Consider the following 14,229-nt stretch of genomic DNA (forward strand, 5'->3'; position numbering starts at 1 on the left):
AAATCTAAGCGCATGCCTGGCGTTACAGGAGTTGAGTGGAATAAGCAAACACACGCTTATTCAATGAAGGTGGTACCACGGAAAATCCCTTTTTCGTCCTTTGCATAAGGAGAAAAAGGGATTTTTTTGTGGTGAAAGGTATAGCGGAGGGAATCAATGATGAAAAAGCAAAGGATTGTCATAAAAATTGGCAGCAGTTCATTAACAGAGCAAAAGGGAGCCATTGATGAACAAAAAATGTGGGATCATGTGAAAGCCATTGCAAAGCTGAAAGAGGCAGGGCATGAAATCATTCTTATTTCATCAGGAGCCGTTGCAGCGGGATTTGGCAGTTTAGGGTATCCGTCAAGACCTGTGACCTTAAAAGGAAAACAAGCTGCTGCTGCCGTTGGTCAAAGTTTATTAATGCAGAAATATACAGAACTATTTTCGCAGTTTCATATCACGCCGGCACAAATGCTTTTAACGCGCAATGACTTTTCAGATCGTACAAGATATCGAAATGCTTACGCAACGATGATGGAACTGCTCGAAAGAAAAATGTTACCGATCATTAATGAAAATGACTCTGTGTCAATCGAGGAGCTTACCTTTGGTGATAATGACATGCTGTCAGCACTGGTCAGTGGCTTAATTCATGCAGACCAATTGATCATTTTAACAGATATCAACGGAATTTATGATGCCAATCCAAGTGAAAATCCTGATGCGAAGCGATTTGATGTGCTGACACACATTTCAGATGAATTGTTCTCCTATGCGAAGAGTACGTGTTCAAAGGTTGGAACAGGCGGGATGAAATCAAAGCTTTCTGCTGCACAAACCGCTCTTTCACTTGGCGTCAAAGTCTTCATTGGCACGGGGACAGGGGAAGACAAGCTTCTTCACATTCTCGCCGGTCAAGGGGACGGAACATATATCGGTGAACAAGACTTATCATCGGTCAATAACCGCCGCCAATGGATTCAATTCCACTCACCAGTCTCTGGGAAGATTATGATTGACGCAGGAGCAGAGGCAGCCATTTTGCATAATGGAAAAAGCCTTCTTCCAGCAGGTGTGATTGATGTTGCCGGTCATTTTTCTAAAGGAGAGGTTGTCGAAGTCGTCGGTCCGAACGGGTTAGTTGGTAAGGGACAAACATTGTACGCATCTGATGAGCTTCTTGACATTAAAGGGATGCGGAGTGATGAGCTTTCTCATGAGAGACCTGAGGTTATTCACCGAGATCACTGGGTACAGCATGTACAAAACTGAGGAGGGAATACGATGAATGAAGTTCTTGAAAAAGCAAAAAAGGCAAGTGCAGCCAAAGATCAACTGCTATTAAAAACGACTGAACAAAAAAATGCGGCTTTAGACGCTATTGCAAAAGCATTAAAAGCATCGTCAGCTTTCTTAATTGAGGAGAACGAAAAGGATGTTCAGGCAGCTGTAGACAAGCAGTTTACTCCATCTGTTATTGACAGAATTACATTAACAGAAGAGAGGATTGAAGCGATTGCAGACGCTACGTTTCAACTGATTGAGCTCAAAGATCCAATTGGGGAAACATTAGAAACCATTCAAAAAGAAAACGGACTTTTGATCGAAAAGGTACGAGTGCCTCTTGGAACGGTTGGTATGATTTACGAAGCAAGACCAAACGTGACAGTAGATGCTGCGACCCTTTGCTTAAAAACGGGAAATGCTGTCATCCTAAGAGGAAGTTCATCGGCGATTCATAGTAATAAAGCGATTGTGAAGGTCATCCATGAAGCGCTTCATACGACGGATATTCCTGTAGACAGTGTACAACTGATTGAAGATACAGGCCGTGAAACGGCTAAAACTCTGTTCACTTTAAATGACTACCTAGATGTCCTGATTCCACGCGGCGGGAAACATTTAATTGATCTTGTTGTGAGAGAGTCTACTGTTCCAGTGCTTGAGACGGGTGCAGGGAATTGTCATATTTTCATTGATGAGACAGCTCAAAAAGAGATGGCTGAACAGATTGTTCTGAATGCGAAAACACAAAGACCATCTGTTTGTAATGCCATTGAGAGCATTGTGATTCATGAAACATGGGCAAAAAAACACGGCGCTTCGTTATTTGAAGCACTTCAAACAAACGGGGTAGAGATACGAGGCGATGAAACTGTATGTGCGATTACTCCTAGCGCAACTCCAGCGACGACAGCTGACTTTGAAACGGAATTTTTAGCGCCAATTGTCAGTGTTAAAATCGTAGAGAACATAGATGAGGCAATCCAGCACATTCAAACATACAGCTCTAAGCATTCTGAAGCGATCATTACGGAAAATGATCAGCATGCGTCACTTTTCTTAACCGCCGTCGACGCTGCCGCTGTGTATCATAATGCGTCAACCCGATTTACAGACGGTTTTGAATTTGGTTACGGAGCGGAAATAGGCATTAGTACACAAAAATTGCATGCGAGAGGACCAATGGGTCTGCCGGCCTTAACCTCTGAAAAGTTTGTCATTCGTGGTCAAGGACAAATAAGAGAATAACCCATCTAAAAGAGAGTCTTGTCACACGAGACTCTCTTTTTCCTTTCATTTTTTGTATTTCTTCGGTCAAGTATGATAAAATATGGTAATGTTTTATATTATGAGAAGATTGGAGAAGGCAACGTATGGCGAAAATCATTCCCTCTTCGGATATTGGAGTGAAAATCAACAAGTGGTATGAATTAATCCGCAGATTTGATTCAGAACAAGCAGAACAGTTAAAGCAGGAAATTCGCACCTCTCTTGACTCAATGGAAGAAGATCAGAATTTGCTTCTCTATTTTTCTTTAATGGAATTCAGGCATGAGGTCATGCTCGATTATGTGAAGCCATTAAAGGAAGGAAAGCTTCGCGCCAACTTTTCCGAGCTTTCGAAAGAAATAGATGAGCACCAAACGCATGTCACAGGCATGCTGGAATACTACTATCATTTCTTCAGAGGCATGTATGAGTTTGACCGGAGAGAGTACATTGCGGCCATATCGTCATATCAAAAGGCAGAGCACAAGCTTTCTTTTGTATCCGACGATATTGAACGTGCAGAATTTCATTTTAAAATGTCAGAAATATATTATCACATGAAACAAACACACATTTCGATGCACCATGCCAAACTAGCGCTGGATGTCTATATTCAGCACGAACTATATGCGCTTCGCACCATTCAGTGTGAATTTATTGTAGCCGGTAATTATGATGATATGAGAAGGCATGAAAAGGCATTACCACATCTAGAAAGAGCACTTGCGAGATCAAGAGACTTTCAGAATGTGCGTTTTATTGCTTCTTCTTTGTTTAATATGGGCAACAGCTATTACAGAATGGGAGATTTGAACCGCGCACTCGACTTAATGAAAGAATCCATCTTATTATTTGATCAAAACCAACCCGATCATCTTCGTCGATCGATAGACCCTCTTTATACAGCCGCTCAGATATTATACAAACAAGGTAAACACGATGAAGCATTATACTACAGAGAAGAATGTATGAAGCGAGCACAAGCTCTGCAGGATGATATTCATATTCAAAAGACCATATTTCTTGAAGCATTGTACTTAAGACAAGACGCCGACCATATTAAACGTATTTTCCATTTTTTAGAGTCTTCTTATGCATATCCTGATATAGAGGAGTTGGCATTAGACACCGCGAAGTATTATAATGAAATGGAGGATTATGAAAAATCTTCCATGTTCTATAGAGAAGCGGAACATGCTCGAATCTATATTCAGAGAGGGGATTGTTTATATGAATTTTAAAAAATGGGCAGTCGTCTGTACAAGCATCACGATCATGGCATTATGGGTGGCATCAGCTAATACCCACCCAGATAACAGAAACCATACGCTAGAAAAACCGAATCCGCAGCATATCACGATCTAAAAGCAGCCCTTTTCATAGGGCTTTTTTTATTGCCTTGACTGATCTTACATCACCATGCGCTGGACACTCATAAAAATAAAAAATGGAGGAAAGATGAAGATGAGTGTTTTTCATTGACTCTTGAATTTAGATTGTGTACAATTCAATTGTAGAAAATATTATTGAAGAGAAAGAGGGTTATATTCATGTCAGACGTTTTATTTACTGCAACGGTATCAGCTGTAGGGGGAAGAGAAGGAAAGGTTGTTTCAACAGATGGTGTACTAGAGCATGATGTGGCAATGCCAGGAACGCCAAGAGCAAAAAAACTTGAAAAAGCAACAAATCCAGAGCAATTATTTGCAGCAGGCTATTCTGCATGTTTTGATTCAGCCCTTCAAATGGTAGCAAGACAAGAGCGTGTCCGTTTTGAAAGTGAAGTAACGGCACATGTGAGCTTAGTCAAAGATAGTGCAGATGGCGGTTTCAAACTAGGCGTCAAATTAGAAGTCAAAGGAACAGGAATCGAGCAATCAGCACTAGATGAACTGGTTCATAAAGCACACGGCGTATGCCCGTATTCAAAAGCAACACAAGGAAACATCGAAGTAGAAGTAGTAGCTGTCGCACAATAATGGACATGATAAAAGGCTGAGGGAAGATTCCCTCAGCCTTTTGGTTGTGTTAATTTTTGCAAAAGCTCATGCAAGGAAGCGCGCAGTGCTTTTAGCTCTTCTTCTGATCTGCCTGTCCCAGACAGCATACGAAATGGAATCGCAGTGGCCTTCTCTTTTAGCTGTTCTCCGTATTCAGTTAAACGAATGTGTACAGAACGCTCATCCTCCTTCGAACGTTCGCGGATGATCAAACCGTTTTGTTCCATCCGTTTAAGCATGGGCGTGAGTGTACCGGAGTCTAAATACAAAAGCTCTCCCATTGTTTTCACATTTAGTGTCTTGTGCTCCCATAATAAAAGCAGTGCCAAATATTGCGGGTAAGTGATGTTTAACTCTTCTAATAACGGTTTATACTGCTTTGTCATTTCTCTTGAACTTGCATATAACAAGAAACAAAGCTGATTTTCCAGCTTCATATGTTCGAATTCATTTGTCATGTCTGTCACCAACTATTTTTGTCATACTTATCATTGTATAAGATTTTCTTCCTTTTTAAAATAAATACAGACAAAAAATGAAAAATTCTTTCATGTGCGATAAATGTTTGAAGGATGGATAGAACGTGAAAGGTATAAGTAGAAAAAGGAGGAGATGAAGATGAAACCATTATTTACAGCTAAAGTAAAAGCGCAGCATGGAAGAGCTGGACATGTTCGTTCTGAAGATGGTGTGCTGGATCATCAGATTGTCATGCCAAACGCAAAAAAAGATGGAGAGACTGGTACGAATCCAGAGCAATTATTTGCAGCTGGCTATGCAGCCTGCTTCGGAGGAGCCCTTGAGCAAGTAGCCAAGAAGCAAGGGGTAGAGATTGAATCAGAAGTAGAGGGACATGTCAGTCTATTAAAAGATGAAAGTGATGGAGGCTTTAAACTTGGTGTGAAGCTGATTGTTTCCGCTAAAGGCCTGGACCATGACAAAGTGAAAGAGCTTGTCGAGGCTGCGCATGCATTCTGTCCATATTCAAAAGCAACAAGAGGGAACATCGAAGTAGAGCTTGAAGTAGCTGAGTCATAAAAAGAAGAAAAGGACTAAAATCAAGTTCATTTTAGTCCTTCGTCAACAGTCTTAGACACCTGCTGTACAGCAGGTATCTTTTTTTAATATTCTTTCTTTTTGTCGTATGATTCCCACGCTTCAAATGGCGCAAGGGTTTTTTGAATTGTCAGCTGGTAAAATGGAATGTTTCTTGATTCGTATTCCTTGTTGATTTCTTCATAAATAAATGAGTCATCAAAACCACAAGTTGCTGCATCCTGATGTCCAGCTGCAAAATACACTGCTTTTGGTCTAGCCCAGTAGATAGCGCCGAGGCACATCGGGCAAGGCTCACAGCTTGTATATAAAATACAATCTTCTAATTGGTATGTATGTAGAGTTTGGCATGCCTTTCGAATGGCTGTGACTTCTGCATGTGCGGTTGGATCATTACTTGTTGTGACATTGTTGCTTCCCTCTGCGATAATCTGACCATCCTTGACAATGACTGCTCCAAAAGGGCCACCAGTACCGCTGTTGACTCCTTCTACTGCAAGATCAATTGCACGTTGTAAAAAAGCTTCGTGATTCATTGTCTTCCTCCCTTTGTTCGGCTGACTTCTCTAGTATAAACGAATCACACTAGAAAAGAAATCATCCTAGTAGATGATCGAACAGGGCAATATACAGATATAAAAACCCCTGCTATATTCAGCAGGGGAGAGGAATGTCATTATGCATGCTGCGCCAGCTTTTTACGAGCCAATTGAGCGGCTGTGACCATGTTTTTCAAAGCAGCAATGGTTTCAGGCTCTTGTCTTGTTTTTAGACCACAGTCAGGGTTGACCCAGAAGCGGTCAGTTGGACAAACTTTGAGCGCATCATCAATGATTTGACTCATTTCCTCAACAGATGGTACGCGCGGGCTATGGATGTCATATACCCCAAGTCCAAGTCCTTTTAAGTACGGGTGTTTTTCTAAATAATCAAGGAACCCGCCATGACTGCGTGAGTGCTCAATGGTGATGACATCGGCATCTAGGTCTTCAATCGTATCAACAATATCCTCGAAGTTACTGTAGCACATATGTGTATGAATTTGCGTTTCATTTTGAACAGAAGATGTTGATAAACGGAAGGACTCTGCTGCCCAGTTTAAATATTCTGCCCAATCACTCTCTTTTAAAGGAAGACCTTCTCTTAATGCAGGCTCATCCACTTGAATGACTTGAATACCTGCTTCCTCTAACGCTTCTACTTCTTTACGCAAAGCGAAAGCGATTTGGAAGGCAATGTCTTTCCGGGAGATATCTGTTCTTGGGAAAGACCAGTTTAAGATGGTGACAGGACCTGTCAGCATTCCTTTGACCTTTTTCTCTGTTAAGCTTTGAGCGTAAACCGTTTCTTTCACTGTCATTGGCTCTATAAATTCGACATCTCCATAAATGATTGGCGGCTTCACGCAGCGTGATCCATAAGATTGTACCCAAGCAAATTTCGTAAAGGCAAATCCGGCTAGCTTTTCACCAAAGTATTCAACCATGTCTGTACGTTCAAATTCTCCATGAACGAGTACATCCAGGCCAATCTCTTCTTGAATATCAATCCATCTTTTTGTTTCTTTCTTAATAAACTCATCATATTCAGCATCTGTCCATTCGTTTTTGCGCCATTTTTGACGAGCGCTGCGCACCTCAGCGGACTGAGGAAAGCTACCAATTGTTGTGGTTGGAAGAAGCGGGAGTTCAAGAGATTCGTTTTGGATGCGAAGGCGATCTTCAAAGGCCACAGGACGTTTAAAATCTTTAGGTGACAGATTGTTTCGTTCTGCTGTCAGATCCGCATTTGTCCCTTTGGCGAATTCTTTTAAGGTAAGAAGCGCTTCACTTGCTTTATGAATGTCTGCATCAATGGCAGCCGCTCCTTTTGTTAAACCTTCTTTTAATCGTGTTAATTCAGCCAGTTTTTCAGTTGCATAAGAAAGTCCGTTTAATAGTTTTTCTTCAAGCTGTTCGCTTGGGTGCTTTGCAACTGGTACATGTAGCAAGCTGCTTGATGGCTGTAGCCACACTTCTTTTGGCTGAACGTCAGCAATCACTTCAGAAATAAATGACAATCTTTCTCCTAAGTCTGATCTCCAAATATTTCTTCCGTCAATGATGCCAGCTGCTAAAATTTTGTCTTTCGGGAAGCCATGCTTTTTCACTTGTTCAAGGTTGCGTCCTTGATCATGGACGAAATCAAGACCGATGGCTTCAACTGGGTACGTGACAAGTTCTTCATAGGCATCCACTGAGTCGAAGTATGTTTGAAGAAGTACGTTTAAGGCAGGTACAGCTTCTTTAATCGTTTGATAGATGGCTTTCACTGCTTTCACGTCTTCACTGGAAGCTGTGACTAAAGCAGGCTCATCAATTTGAACCCATTTCACACCGGCTTCTTCAAGTTCTTTTAAAACCTGAATATAAAGCGGTACAAGACGCTGCTCGATCTCTTTTACTTCATTGGCTTCATAGCCTTTAGAAAGAGAAACAAATGTATAAAGGCCAAGAACGACAGGTTTTGTTTCAACACCAAACGCCTTTTTCACCTTTTCGTAAGCTTCAAGCGGTTTGTTGTGTGTGAGTTTGAATTCCGTGCTTTTTTCGTATTCTGGAACGATGTAGTGATAGTTTGTATTAAACCATTTTGTCATTTCACTTGAGACAGCATCTTTTGTTCCTCTAGCCATCGCAAAGTATGTATCTAGCGGGTCTTTCAAACTGCGGAAGCGCTCTGGAATCCAATTGAACATAACAGCAGTATCCAGCACGTGATCATAGAAGGTGAAGTCTCCAGAAGGAACAACATCAATTTGTTGGTCAATTTGAGTTTTAATAGCGGTTAGAAATTGTTCATCCAGTGTGCTTAAGAGAGTTTCACGGTCGGTTTGTCCTTTCCAATAAGACTCAAGTGCTTTTTTCCATTCTCTGTTTAAACCAATTCGCGGAAAACCTAGATTACTTGTTTTAACAATTGTCAATTCCAATTCCTCCTCTAAAATATAAAAAGACATTTACACTCATGATCAAGATTGATGAGGGAAAATGTCTGGTTTAAAAAGACAAAATGTGTGTGCGAAAGAAGGCGTGAGTATCACTGACGCTTTTCCGACATCTCCTATCAACCGTAGGGGTTTGATGTGATAGAGCGGCTGGTATCCTGGCTCGCGAATCTGCAAGCTTTTCATCCTTCCCGTCTTCATGACAGTGGATTACAAAAGAAAAGCTCTCCTCACTTACAGTGGCGGGACCGCGCCGGATTTTCACCGGTCTTCCCAATTAAAATTCGACGTGTGATCGAATTACCGACTCTCAAACTATGAATTTATTGTGTTCGATTATATAACGTTCACTTCATTTCGTCAAAGTAAATTTTGAATAATTTTAATTAAAAAAATCCCGAGAAAATTCTATCTTTTCTCAGGACCTATCATGAAGCTATAGAGACAAAAGTTCTGCTTCCAATGTTTTCTCAAGGAGCACATCAGGCGCAGTTAAATATAAAAACCCGTTTCCTACAAGGGTTTTCGATTGTTTCAGAGGGAGGGTTCTTCTCACGAGCTGAGCATATACCTCAGGTTCTGTCAATTTACGCTGGAATGCTTCCTCTTCGGCATTTTTAATAATGGCGAGTGCACCGCTCACATGAGGGGCAGCCATGGAAGTGCCTGTTAGTCTTCCGTATTTATGGTTAGGAAGAGTGGATAAAATATCTTCTCCTGGAGCGACGAGGTCGATTTCTTTATTCGCATTGGAAAATTCAGAGGATTCTCTTGCAAGAGAGACAGAGCCGACGGCAATGACCTCATTGTATGCAGCTGGGTAGGAGAACTCTTCAGTACGCTCGTCTCCGTCACCTTCATTTCCTGCTGCGCAGACAACAAGCACACCGCTATTTACCGCATGTTGAATGGCTTTTTGCAGGGCTGGTTCATTGCTTGGACCTCCAAGAGACATGGAGATAATATCAACTTTTTGCTCAACCGCATAGTTGATGCCATTAATGATCCATTCGTATTTCCCGCTGCCATTTTCTCCGCCGAGGACTTTCACGATCAGCAGCTTGGCCTCTGGGGCAACACCTAAAATGCCGCCATTTTGATCCGTTGCTGCAATCGTTCCTGCTACGTGGGTACCATGCCCATTGTAGTCTTTCACCTTCTCAGCATCTCCATTGTCATCATCGGTAAAGTTCTTGCCACCGATAATCTGATCTTTTAAATCGGGATGCTCCGTGTCGCAACCTGTATCAAGGACAGCAATGGTTATGCCTTTTCCTTTGAAGCCGCTTGACCAAAGTTCGGGTGCTTTAATCTCCTGAATACTTTCTGGCGTCTCTTTCGCTTCCATCACATTGGCTTTTACTTCATACGGAATTAAGCGAATTTCACCTTTCATAAGAAAGCCCTCCTTATTTTGTTTTCAAAGTAGATTCAGGTTGCGTAATGTTATTGTATAAAACAAACTTTTGACCGAAAAGGGTCAATTGTAATCATTTTTCAAATCATCAAATTATTCATATGTTCGCAGTTCTCCTCGCTTCTTGCCGAAAGAAGTCACCTTTTGAAGAAAACTCTTGATATCATATGAAAAAGGAGGAAATGCTGCATAGTGAGCTTGCACCTGTTCAAATAAAAATGGGTGAAAAGAACTAAAAAAGACAGTCCTGTTTAACAACAAAAATGAATGGATAGGAGAGTTATGAGGAGAAGGAGAACGAGTGTAAATATTTTTCTCCAAAAACATTTCACTCTCTAGTATTTGCTTTATGAACCGTTAGGTGAACAAAAGACTCATCATGATCTTTTTTTGGGGGAAAAATAAGATGTGAAGATTGTGACTGTTCCAAACGTGAAAGGCAACATATAATAATGGAAAGACAAGCTTGCCTTTTTAGATAGGAGAGATAGAGATGAACAAAGGGAAGATACTCGTAATCGAAGATGAAAAGAAAATAGCAAGAGTGCTGTCACTTGAACTTGAATATGAAGGGTATGAGGTGACAGTCAAAGATACAGGCATGAACGGACTTCAGGCTCTTGAAGAAGATAGCTTCGATTTGGTGCTTCTTGACGTCATGCTTCCAGAATTAAGCGGTCTTGAAGTGCTGAGAAGGGTTCGAAAGACGAATACAGAAACACCCATTATTTTAATTACAGCAAGAGGGAGTGTTCCTGATAAGGTAAGCGGCCTTGATCTTGGAGCAAATGATTATATTACAAAGCCTTTTGATATAGAAGAATTATTAGCACGAATTCGTGCGCAGCTAAGATTTAATAGCAGTGCGCAAGAAGAAAAGGAAATTGAGCTCAGCATAGCAGATCTGACGGTCAATGAGAAAACAAGAGAAATCCAAAGAGGCGGTCAAATGCTGGAGCTGACACCGAGAGAATATGACCTGCTTGTCCATTTGCTAAAACATCAGCAGCAAGTGCTCACAAGAGATCAGCTGTTAACAGCTGTTTGGGGCTTTGATTATTTCGGTGATACGAACGTGGTCGATGTCTATATCCGTTATTTAAGGAAAAAAGTCGATTACCCATTTGAAAAACAGTTGATTCACACAGTGAGAGGTGTGGGTTATGTGATGAAAGGATAAAGCATGAGATTAAAAAATAAGATCCAGCTTTATACGTCGTTGTCCTTGTTTTTAATGGTGCTGCTGTTTCATACAGCGATTTATTTTATTTTTTCAATGACCTTGACGCAAAAAGATATGTCTCGGCTTTCTGAGGTGGCTGAAAATATTGCGATTGCGTTAAAAAAGTCAGAAGAAGAAGGCCTTCCTTCTTCAGAGCTGCTAAAAGCATATCTGCCTCAAAATGGCATGATCCGTGTTGTGACAGAAAAGGACGAATCGAAGCTGACCGTCACAAAGGAATCAACGTTTAGCTCACTGCCCTTTACATACGAATCTGGTCAGACAGCAAAAATAAAAGATTACAACAAGCATATGATTGCATTCGCCGCTATTCCCGTCATTTGGACAAACGGGGAGATTGTGTCGCTTCAAGTATATGAAGAAATCGAAAATACAGAAGAAAACTTGGCATTATTAAAAATGATATTAATCGCTGCTGGCGTTTTGTTTATTGTGCTTTCTTATTTTGCAGGTCACATTTTAACCAAACAAATCGTCCGCCCAATTAGTCGAATGACCAATACAATGAAGGCAAGTATGAAGGAAAAGGCATTTAAACGAATTGAATTAACAGGTGATTCAAAGGATGAATTATATCAAATGGGTCAAACCTTTAATGAAATGTCCGAAATTCTTGAGAAGCATTATGAGAAAGAGCAGCAATTCTTACACGATGCCTCTCATGAATTGAAAACACCCATCACTGTTATTATGAGCTACAGCAACTTACTTAAACGCTGGGGACAAACACGACCAGAGGTCATAGAAGAATCCTCTCAAGCCATTCATGATGAAGCGAAAAAAATGAAAAGGCTGACAGATCAATTGCTCACACTTGCGAAAAATGGACAGCCGCTTTATTTGGACATGAAGCCGGTTGATCTTGGTCATTTGTGCAAGCAAATATGTCATACACTTGAAGTGGCCACCAATCGGACCATTCAATCTCATGTGCAAACAAAACATCCGCTGATCGCTGAAGGGGATGAAGAGAAAATCAAACAGCTTTTGACCATCTTGATTGACAATGCGATCAAATATAGTGCAGAGCCAGTTGATGTGATTTGCGGGCAGGCAGGAGACAAGCCGTTTATTTCAGTTGTTGATAAAGGAATTGGCATAAAAGAAGAGGATCTGCCGAAAATCTTTGACCGCTTTTTCCGCGTGGATGAAGCGAGAAACAGTGAGACGGGTGGAACCGGACTTGGTCTGTCAATTGCGAAGCAAATTGCTGAAGAGCATGGGGCCAAGCTAGAGGTAGACAGCCGTATCGGCGAAGGAACAACCATAACCATTCTTTTTCAGAAATAAATAGGTCTTTTCTCATCAATTTCTCATTTCCTCCTTATAAAATAGGAAATAGGAAGGAGGCGCTGCATGTCTAAAAAATCAAAAATGGTGCTTGCGTTCGCAGGATGTCTTATCGTTCTTGCGGCCTTTGCAATGCTCATGATTCAAACCATTGATCAAAAAATATTAAGCGAAGCAGAAATCAAAAAAATCATCGCGAAAGATTACAATGGAAACATCACACATATTGATCTCATCAACAATAAAAAGGACTATACATTGACGCTGGAAAATTCAAATGGCATCTATCAAATCATTGCATCTTCCGCAAGCGGTCAAATGAAAGAAATCAAACAATTAAAAAGCTATCAAAAACCAAATGAAAAAAATGCTGAACTTCAAGCAGAAGAAGCGGCAGTGAAAAAAGTGAATGGAACTGTGATTCAAAAGAAAGAAAAAGCCGATCGTTTTACCTTTACGATTCAATCAAAGAAAGAACTGTATCAAGTAGAGGTAGATAAAAAAACGTTTAAGGTGATAGAAGCAGAAAAGAAAAAGCCGACCTCTAAAGAAAAGAAGCTGACAAAAATCACAGTAGAGGAAGCCATTCAAATTGCTGTAAAAGAAGTAGGCGGGACAGTGGATGATGCAGATCTTGAAACATTCAGCGGAATGCTCGTGTTTGAGGTGGAGCTAGATTTGCCTGACGGAAGAGAGGCAGAGGTGCTTGTGAACGCCTATACAGGAGACATTGAAGGCATTACGTACGAAAACTAATCCATTTCTCATGATTTTCTCATGTTTCTTTCCCTCCTTTATCATCTTGTTTATTTAAGATAAAGAAGAAATCAAACAGAGGAGGAAATGAACATGATGAAAAAAGTACTAGTAGCGACAGCATTAACAGGAACTGTTGTCGCAGGTGGTTTCACCCTTCAAGCACAAAATACAAATCAAACGGCAAATGCCGAACAAATGGTGCAAAAAAAATCATCGTTTGTCTCAAAGAAACAAGCTGAAAAAGCAGCATTAAAAGTGGTGAAAGGCTACGTAGACGATGTGGATCTTGAGCGGAAAAAAGGAAAATGGGTGTATGAGGTCGAGATTAAAAAAGGCGGCTTTGAATATAAAGTATATGTCGATGCAAAAACAGGAAAAGCGCTGAATGATCCAGTCAAAGAAAAGAAACAAAATGTGAAAATCACCAAAAAACAGGCTGAACAAATTGCCCTTGCAAAAGTAAAAGGCACAGTCACAGATTCAGATTTAGATAAAGAAAATGGTGTGTACATCTATGAAATTGAAATCACGACACCGAGCGGCGAAGAAGTCGATTTTGAGATTTCCGCTAAAACAGGCAAAATCCTGAAGCAAGAATGGGATGATTAAGGAAGATCGAACCTTACACTTTCATGTGTAAGGTTTTTTCATTGGGACAAACTACTGGAAAGGAGGCGAGAGAATATGATGAAGAAAAAAGAAGAAGAGCAGACGATGGACCGCGCGGAATATGTTCCGCATCCTGATGGAGAAGGATATGCTTTGTTTTTGCATGATTCCTTTCATCTCCTCTCCCAAGAGGATATGAATCAGCCAGAAGAGGAATAAAAGATATGGCAACGTGTAGACAAACCCTCGCATTCGCCGGCAGTCCTGCGTGCTGGTGCTCACGAATGTCAAATTAGATAAGAGACGGTAATAGTTATTTTTATAATGTAAA

The 14,229-nt window shown here is 40.8% G+C and carries 15 protein-coding genes, 1 riboswitch and 1 other annotated feature (1 of these 17 only partly in view); of the genes, 11 read left to right on the top strand and 4 right to left on the bottom strand.

What is annotated here, in order from left to right; genetic code table 11:
- Positions 1 to 104, top strand: a binding site (T-box leader); it begins 115 nt to the left of the window's first position.
- 55 nt (positions 105 to 159) lie between these two features.
- The 5 genes from proB to BA1_RS12370 all read left to right on the top strand — a co-directional run bounded on the left by proB (position 160) and on the right by BA1_RS12370 (position 4,517).
- Positions 160 to 1,257 carry a glutamate 5-kinase gene (proB, locus tag BA1_RS12350; protein ID WP_008359425.1) on the top strand — a complete coding sequence of 366 codons (1,098 nt, stop codon included), beginning with the start codon at positions 160 to 162 and terminating at the stop codon, positions 1,255 to 1,257.
- A 12-nt stretch (positions 1,258 to 1,269) separates the two neighbouring features.
- Positions 1,270 to 2,517: a glutamate-5-semialdehyde dehydrogenase gene (locus tag BA1_RS12355; RefSeq protein WP_008359427.1), complete on the top strand. Its 1,248-nt coding sequence runs from the start codon at positions 1,270 to 1,272 to the stop codon at positions 2,515 to 2,517.
- A 125-nt stretch (positions 2,518 to 2,642) separates the two neighbouring features.
- Positions 2,643 to 3,779 (top strand): Rap family tetratricopeptide repeat protein, encoded by a 1,137-nt coding sequence (locus BA1_RS12360; protein ID WP_008359430.1) that lies wholly within the window; start codon positions 2,643 to 2,645, stop codon positions 3,777 to 3,779.
- Positions 3,769 to 3,903 (top strand): hypothetical protein, encoded by a 135-nt coding sequence (locus tag BA1_RS12365; RefSeq protein WP_008359433.1) that lies wholly within the window; start codon positions 3,769 to 3,771, stop codon positions 3,901 to 3,903. The genes BA1_RS12360 and BA1_RS12365 overlap by 11 nt, the downstream gene beginning before the upstream one ends.
- 185 nt (positions 3,904 to 4,088) lie before the next feature.
- On the top strand, positions 4,089 to 4,517 hold the full coding sequence (locus tag BA1_RS12370) for an organic hydroperoxide resistance protein (protein ID WP_008359435.1): 429 nt from the start codon (positions 4,089 to 4,091) through the stop codon (positions 4,515 to 4,517).
- A 32-nt stretch (positions 4,518 to 4,549) separates the two neighbouring features.
- Here BA1_RS12370 and BA1_RS12375 read toward each other — a convergent pair whose 3' ends face one another.
- Positions 4,550 to 4,996, bottom strand: coding sequence for a MarR family winged helix-turn-helix transcriptional regulator (locus BA1_RS12375; RefSeq protein WP_008359437.1), 447 nt, complete (start codon positions 4,994 to 4,996; stop codon positions 4,550 to 4,552).
- A gap of 160 nt (positions 4,997 to 5,156) precedes the next feature.
- Between BA1_RS12375 and ohrB the strand changes: the two genes are divergently transcribed.
- Positions 5,157 to 5,576: an organic hydroperoxide resistance protein OhrB gene (ohrB, locus tag BA1_RS12380; protein WP_008359439.1), complete on the top strand. Its 420-nt coding sequence runs from the start codon at positions 5,157 to 5,159 to the stop codon at positions 5,574 to 5,576.
- An 83-nt stretch (positions 5,577 to 5,659) separates the two neighbouring features.
- Here the strand turns inward: ohrB and guaD are convergent, their stop codons facing one another.
- From guaD to BA1_RS12395, 3 genes are all read right to left on the bottom strand, one after another.
- The gene (guaD, locus tag BA1_RS12385) at positions 5,660 to 6,130 is read right to left on the bottom strand and encodes a guanine deaminase (RefSeq protein WP_008359442.1); all 471 of its coding nucleotides are present in this window, start codon (positions 6,128 to 6,130) and stop codon (positions 5,660 to 5,662) included.
- 140 nt (positions 6,131 to 6,270) lie between these two features.
- A complete protein-coding gene (gene metE, locus BA1_RS12390; RefSeq protein ID WP_008359444.1) occupies positions 6,271 to 8,559 on the bottom strand; it encodes a 5-methyltetrahydropteroyltriglutamate--homocysteine S-methyltransferase in 2,289 nt (762 codons plus the stop codon).
- Positions 8,560 to 8,711: 152 nt separating this feature from the next.
- Positions 8,712 to 8,904, bottom strand: a riboswitch (cobalamin riboswitch).
- A gap of 112 nt (positions 8,905 to 9,016) precedes the next feature.
- Complete coding sequence (locus tag BA1_RS12395; protein WP_008359446.1) at positions 9,017 to 9,976, bottom strand: S8 family peptidase; 960 nt, start codon at positions 9,974 to 9,976, stop codon at positions 9,017 to 9,019.
- A gap of 514 nt (positions 9,977 to 10,490) precedes the next feature.
- Here BA1_RS12395 and BA1_RS12400 point away from each other — a divergent pair.
- The 5 genes from BA1_RS12400 to BA1_RS19310 all read left to right on the top strand — a co-directional run bounded on the left by BA1_RS12400 (position 10,491) and on the right by BA1_RS19310 (position 14,117).
- Positions 10,491 to 11,177: a response regulator transcription factor gene (locus BA1_RS12400; RefSeq protein WP_008359448.1), complete on the top strand. Its 687-nt coding sequence runs from the start codon at positions 10,491 to 10,493 to the stop codon at positions 11,175 to 11,177.
- A gap of 3 nt (positions 11,178 to 11,180) precedes the next feature.
- Positions 11,181 to 12,530, top strand: a complete 1,350-nt coding sequence (locus BA1_RS12405) for a sensor histidine kinase (protein ID WP_008359451.1) — start codon at positions 11,181 to 11,183, stop codon at positions 12,528 to 12,530.
- A gap of 66 nt (positions 12,531 to 12,596) precedes the next feature.
- Positions 12,597 to 13,286 (top strand): PepSY domain-containing protein, encoded by a 690-nt coding sequence (locus BA1_RS12410; protein ID WP_008359454.1) that lies wholly within the window; start codon positions 12,597 to 12,599, stop codon positions 13,284 to 13,286.
- A 93-nt stretch (positions 13,287 to 13,379) separates the two neighbouring features.
- Positions 13,380 to 13,898, top strand: a complete 519-nt coding sequence (locus BA1_RS12415; RefSeq protein WP_008359456.1) for a PepSY domain-containing protein — start codon at positions 13,380 to 13,382, stop codon at positions 13,896 to 13,898.
- Positions 13,899 to 13,973: 75 nt separating this feature from the next.
- Complete coding sequence (locus BA1_RS19310) at positions 13,974 to 14,117, top strand: hypothetical protein (RefSeq protein ID WP_008346168.1); 144 nt, start codon at positions 13,974 to 13,976, stop codon at positions 14,115 to 14,117.
- Positions 14,118 to 14,229 lie beyond the last annotated feature (112 nt).

It is taken from the genome of Bacillus xiamenensis, from assembly GCF_000300535.1.
Classification (GTDB): Bacteria; Bacillota; Bacilli; order Bacillales; family Bacillaceae; genus Bacillus; species Bacillus xiamenensis.

Bases quoted from the DNA above. Each gene is read 5' to 3' on its own strand.
- proB (WP_008359425.1), top strand. From the start codon at position 160: ATGAAAAAGCAAAGGATTGTCATAAAAATTGGCAGCAGTTCATTAACA.
- BA1_RS12355 (WP_008359427.1), top strand. From the start codon at position 1,270: ATGAATGAAGTTCTTGAAAAAGCAAAAAAGGCAAGTGCAGCCAAAGAT.
- BA1_RS12360 (WP_008359430.1), top strand. From the start codon at position 2,643: ATGGCGAAAATCATTCCCTCTTCGGATATTGGAGTGAAAATCAACAAG.
- BA1_RS12365 (WP_008359433.1), top strand. From the start codon at position 3,769: ATGAATTTTAAAAAATGGGCAGTCGTCTGTACAAGCATCACGATCATG.
- BA1_RS12370 (WP_008359435.1), top strand. From the start codon at position 4,089: ATGTCAGACGTTTTATTTACTGCAACGGTATCAGCTGTAGGGGGAAGA.
- BA1_RS12375 (WP_008359437.1), bottom strand. From the start codon at position 4,996: ATGACAAATGAATTCGAACATATGAAGCTGGAAAATCAGCTTTGTTTC.
- ohrB (WP_008359439.1), top strand. From the start codon at position 5,157: ATGAAACCATTATTTACAGCTAAAGTAAAAGCGCAGCATGGAAGAGCT.
- guaD (WP_008359442.1), bottom strand. From the start codon at position 6,130: ATGAATCACGAAGCTTTTTTACAACGTGCAATTGATCTTGCAGTAGAA.
- BA1_RS12395 (WP_008359446.1), bottom strand. From the start codon at position 9,976: ATGAAAGGTGAAATTCGCTTAATTCCGTATGAAGTAAAAGCCAATGTG.
- BA1_RS12400 (WP_008359448.1), top strand. From the start codon at position 10,491: ATGAACAAAGGGAAGATACTCGTAATCGAAGATGAAAAGAAAATAGCA.
- BA1_RS12405 (WP_008359451.1), top strand. From the start codon at position 11,181: ATGAGATTAAAAAATAAGATCCAGCTTTATACGTCGTTGTCCTTGTTT.
- BA1_RS12410 (WP_008359454.1), top strand. From the start codon at position 12,597: ATGTCTAAAAAATCAAAAATGGTGCTTGCGTTCGCAGGATGTCTTATC.
- BA1_RS12415 (WP_008359456.1), top strand. From the start codon at position 13,380: ATGATGAAAAAAGTACTAGTAGCGACAGCATTAACAGGAACTGTTGTC.
- BA1_RS19310 (WP_008346168.1), top strand. From the start codon at position 13,974: ATGATGAAGAAAAAAGAAGAAGAGCAGACGATGGACCGCGCGGAATAT.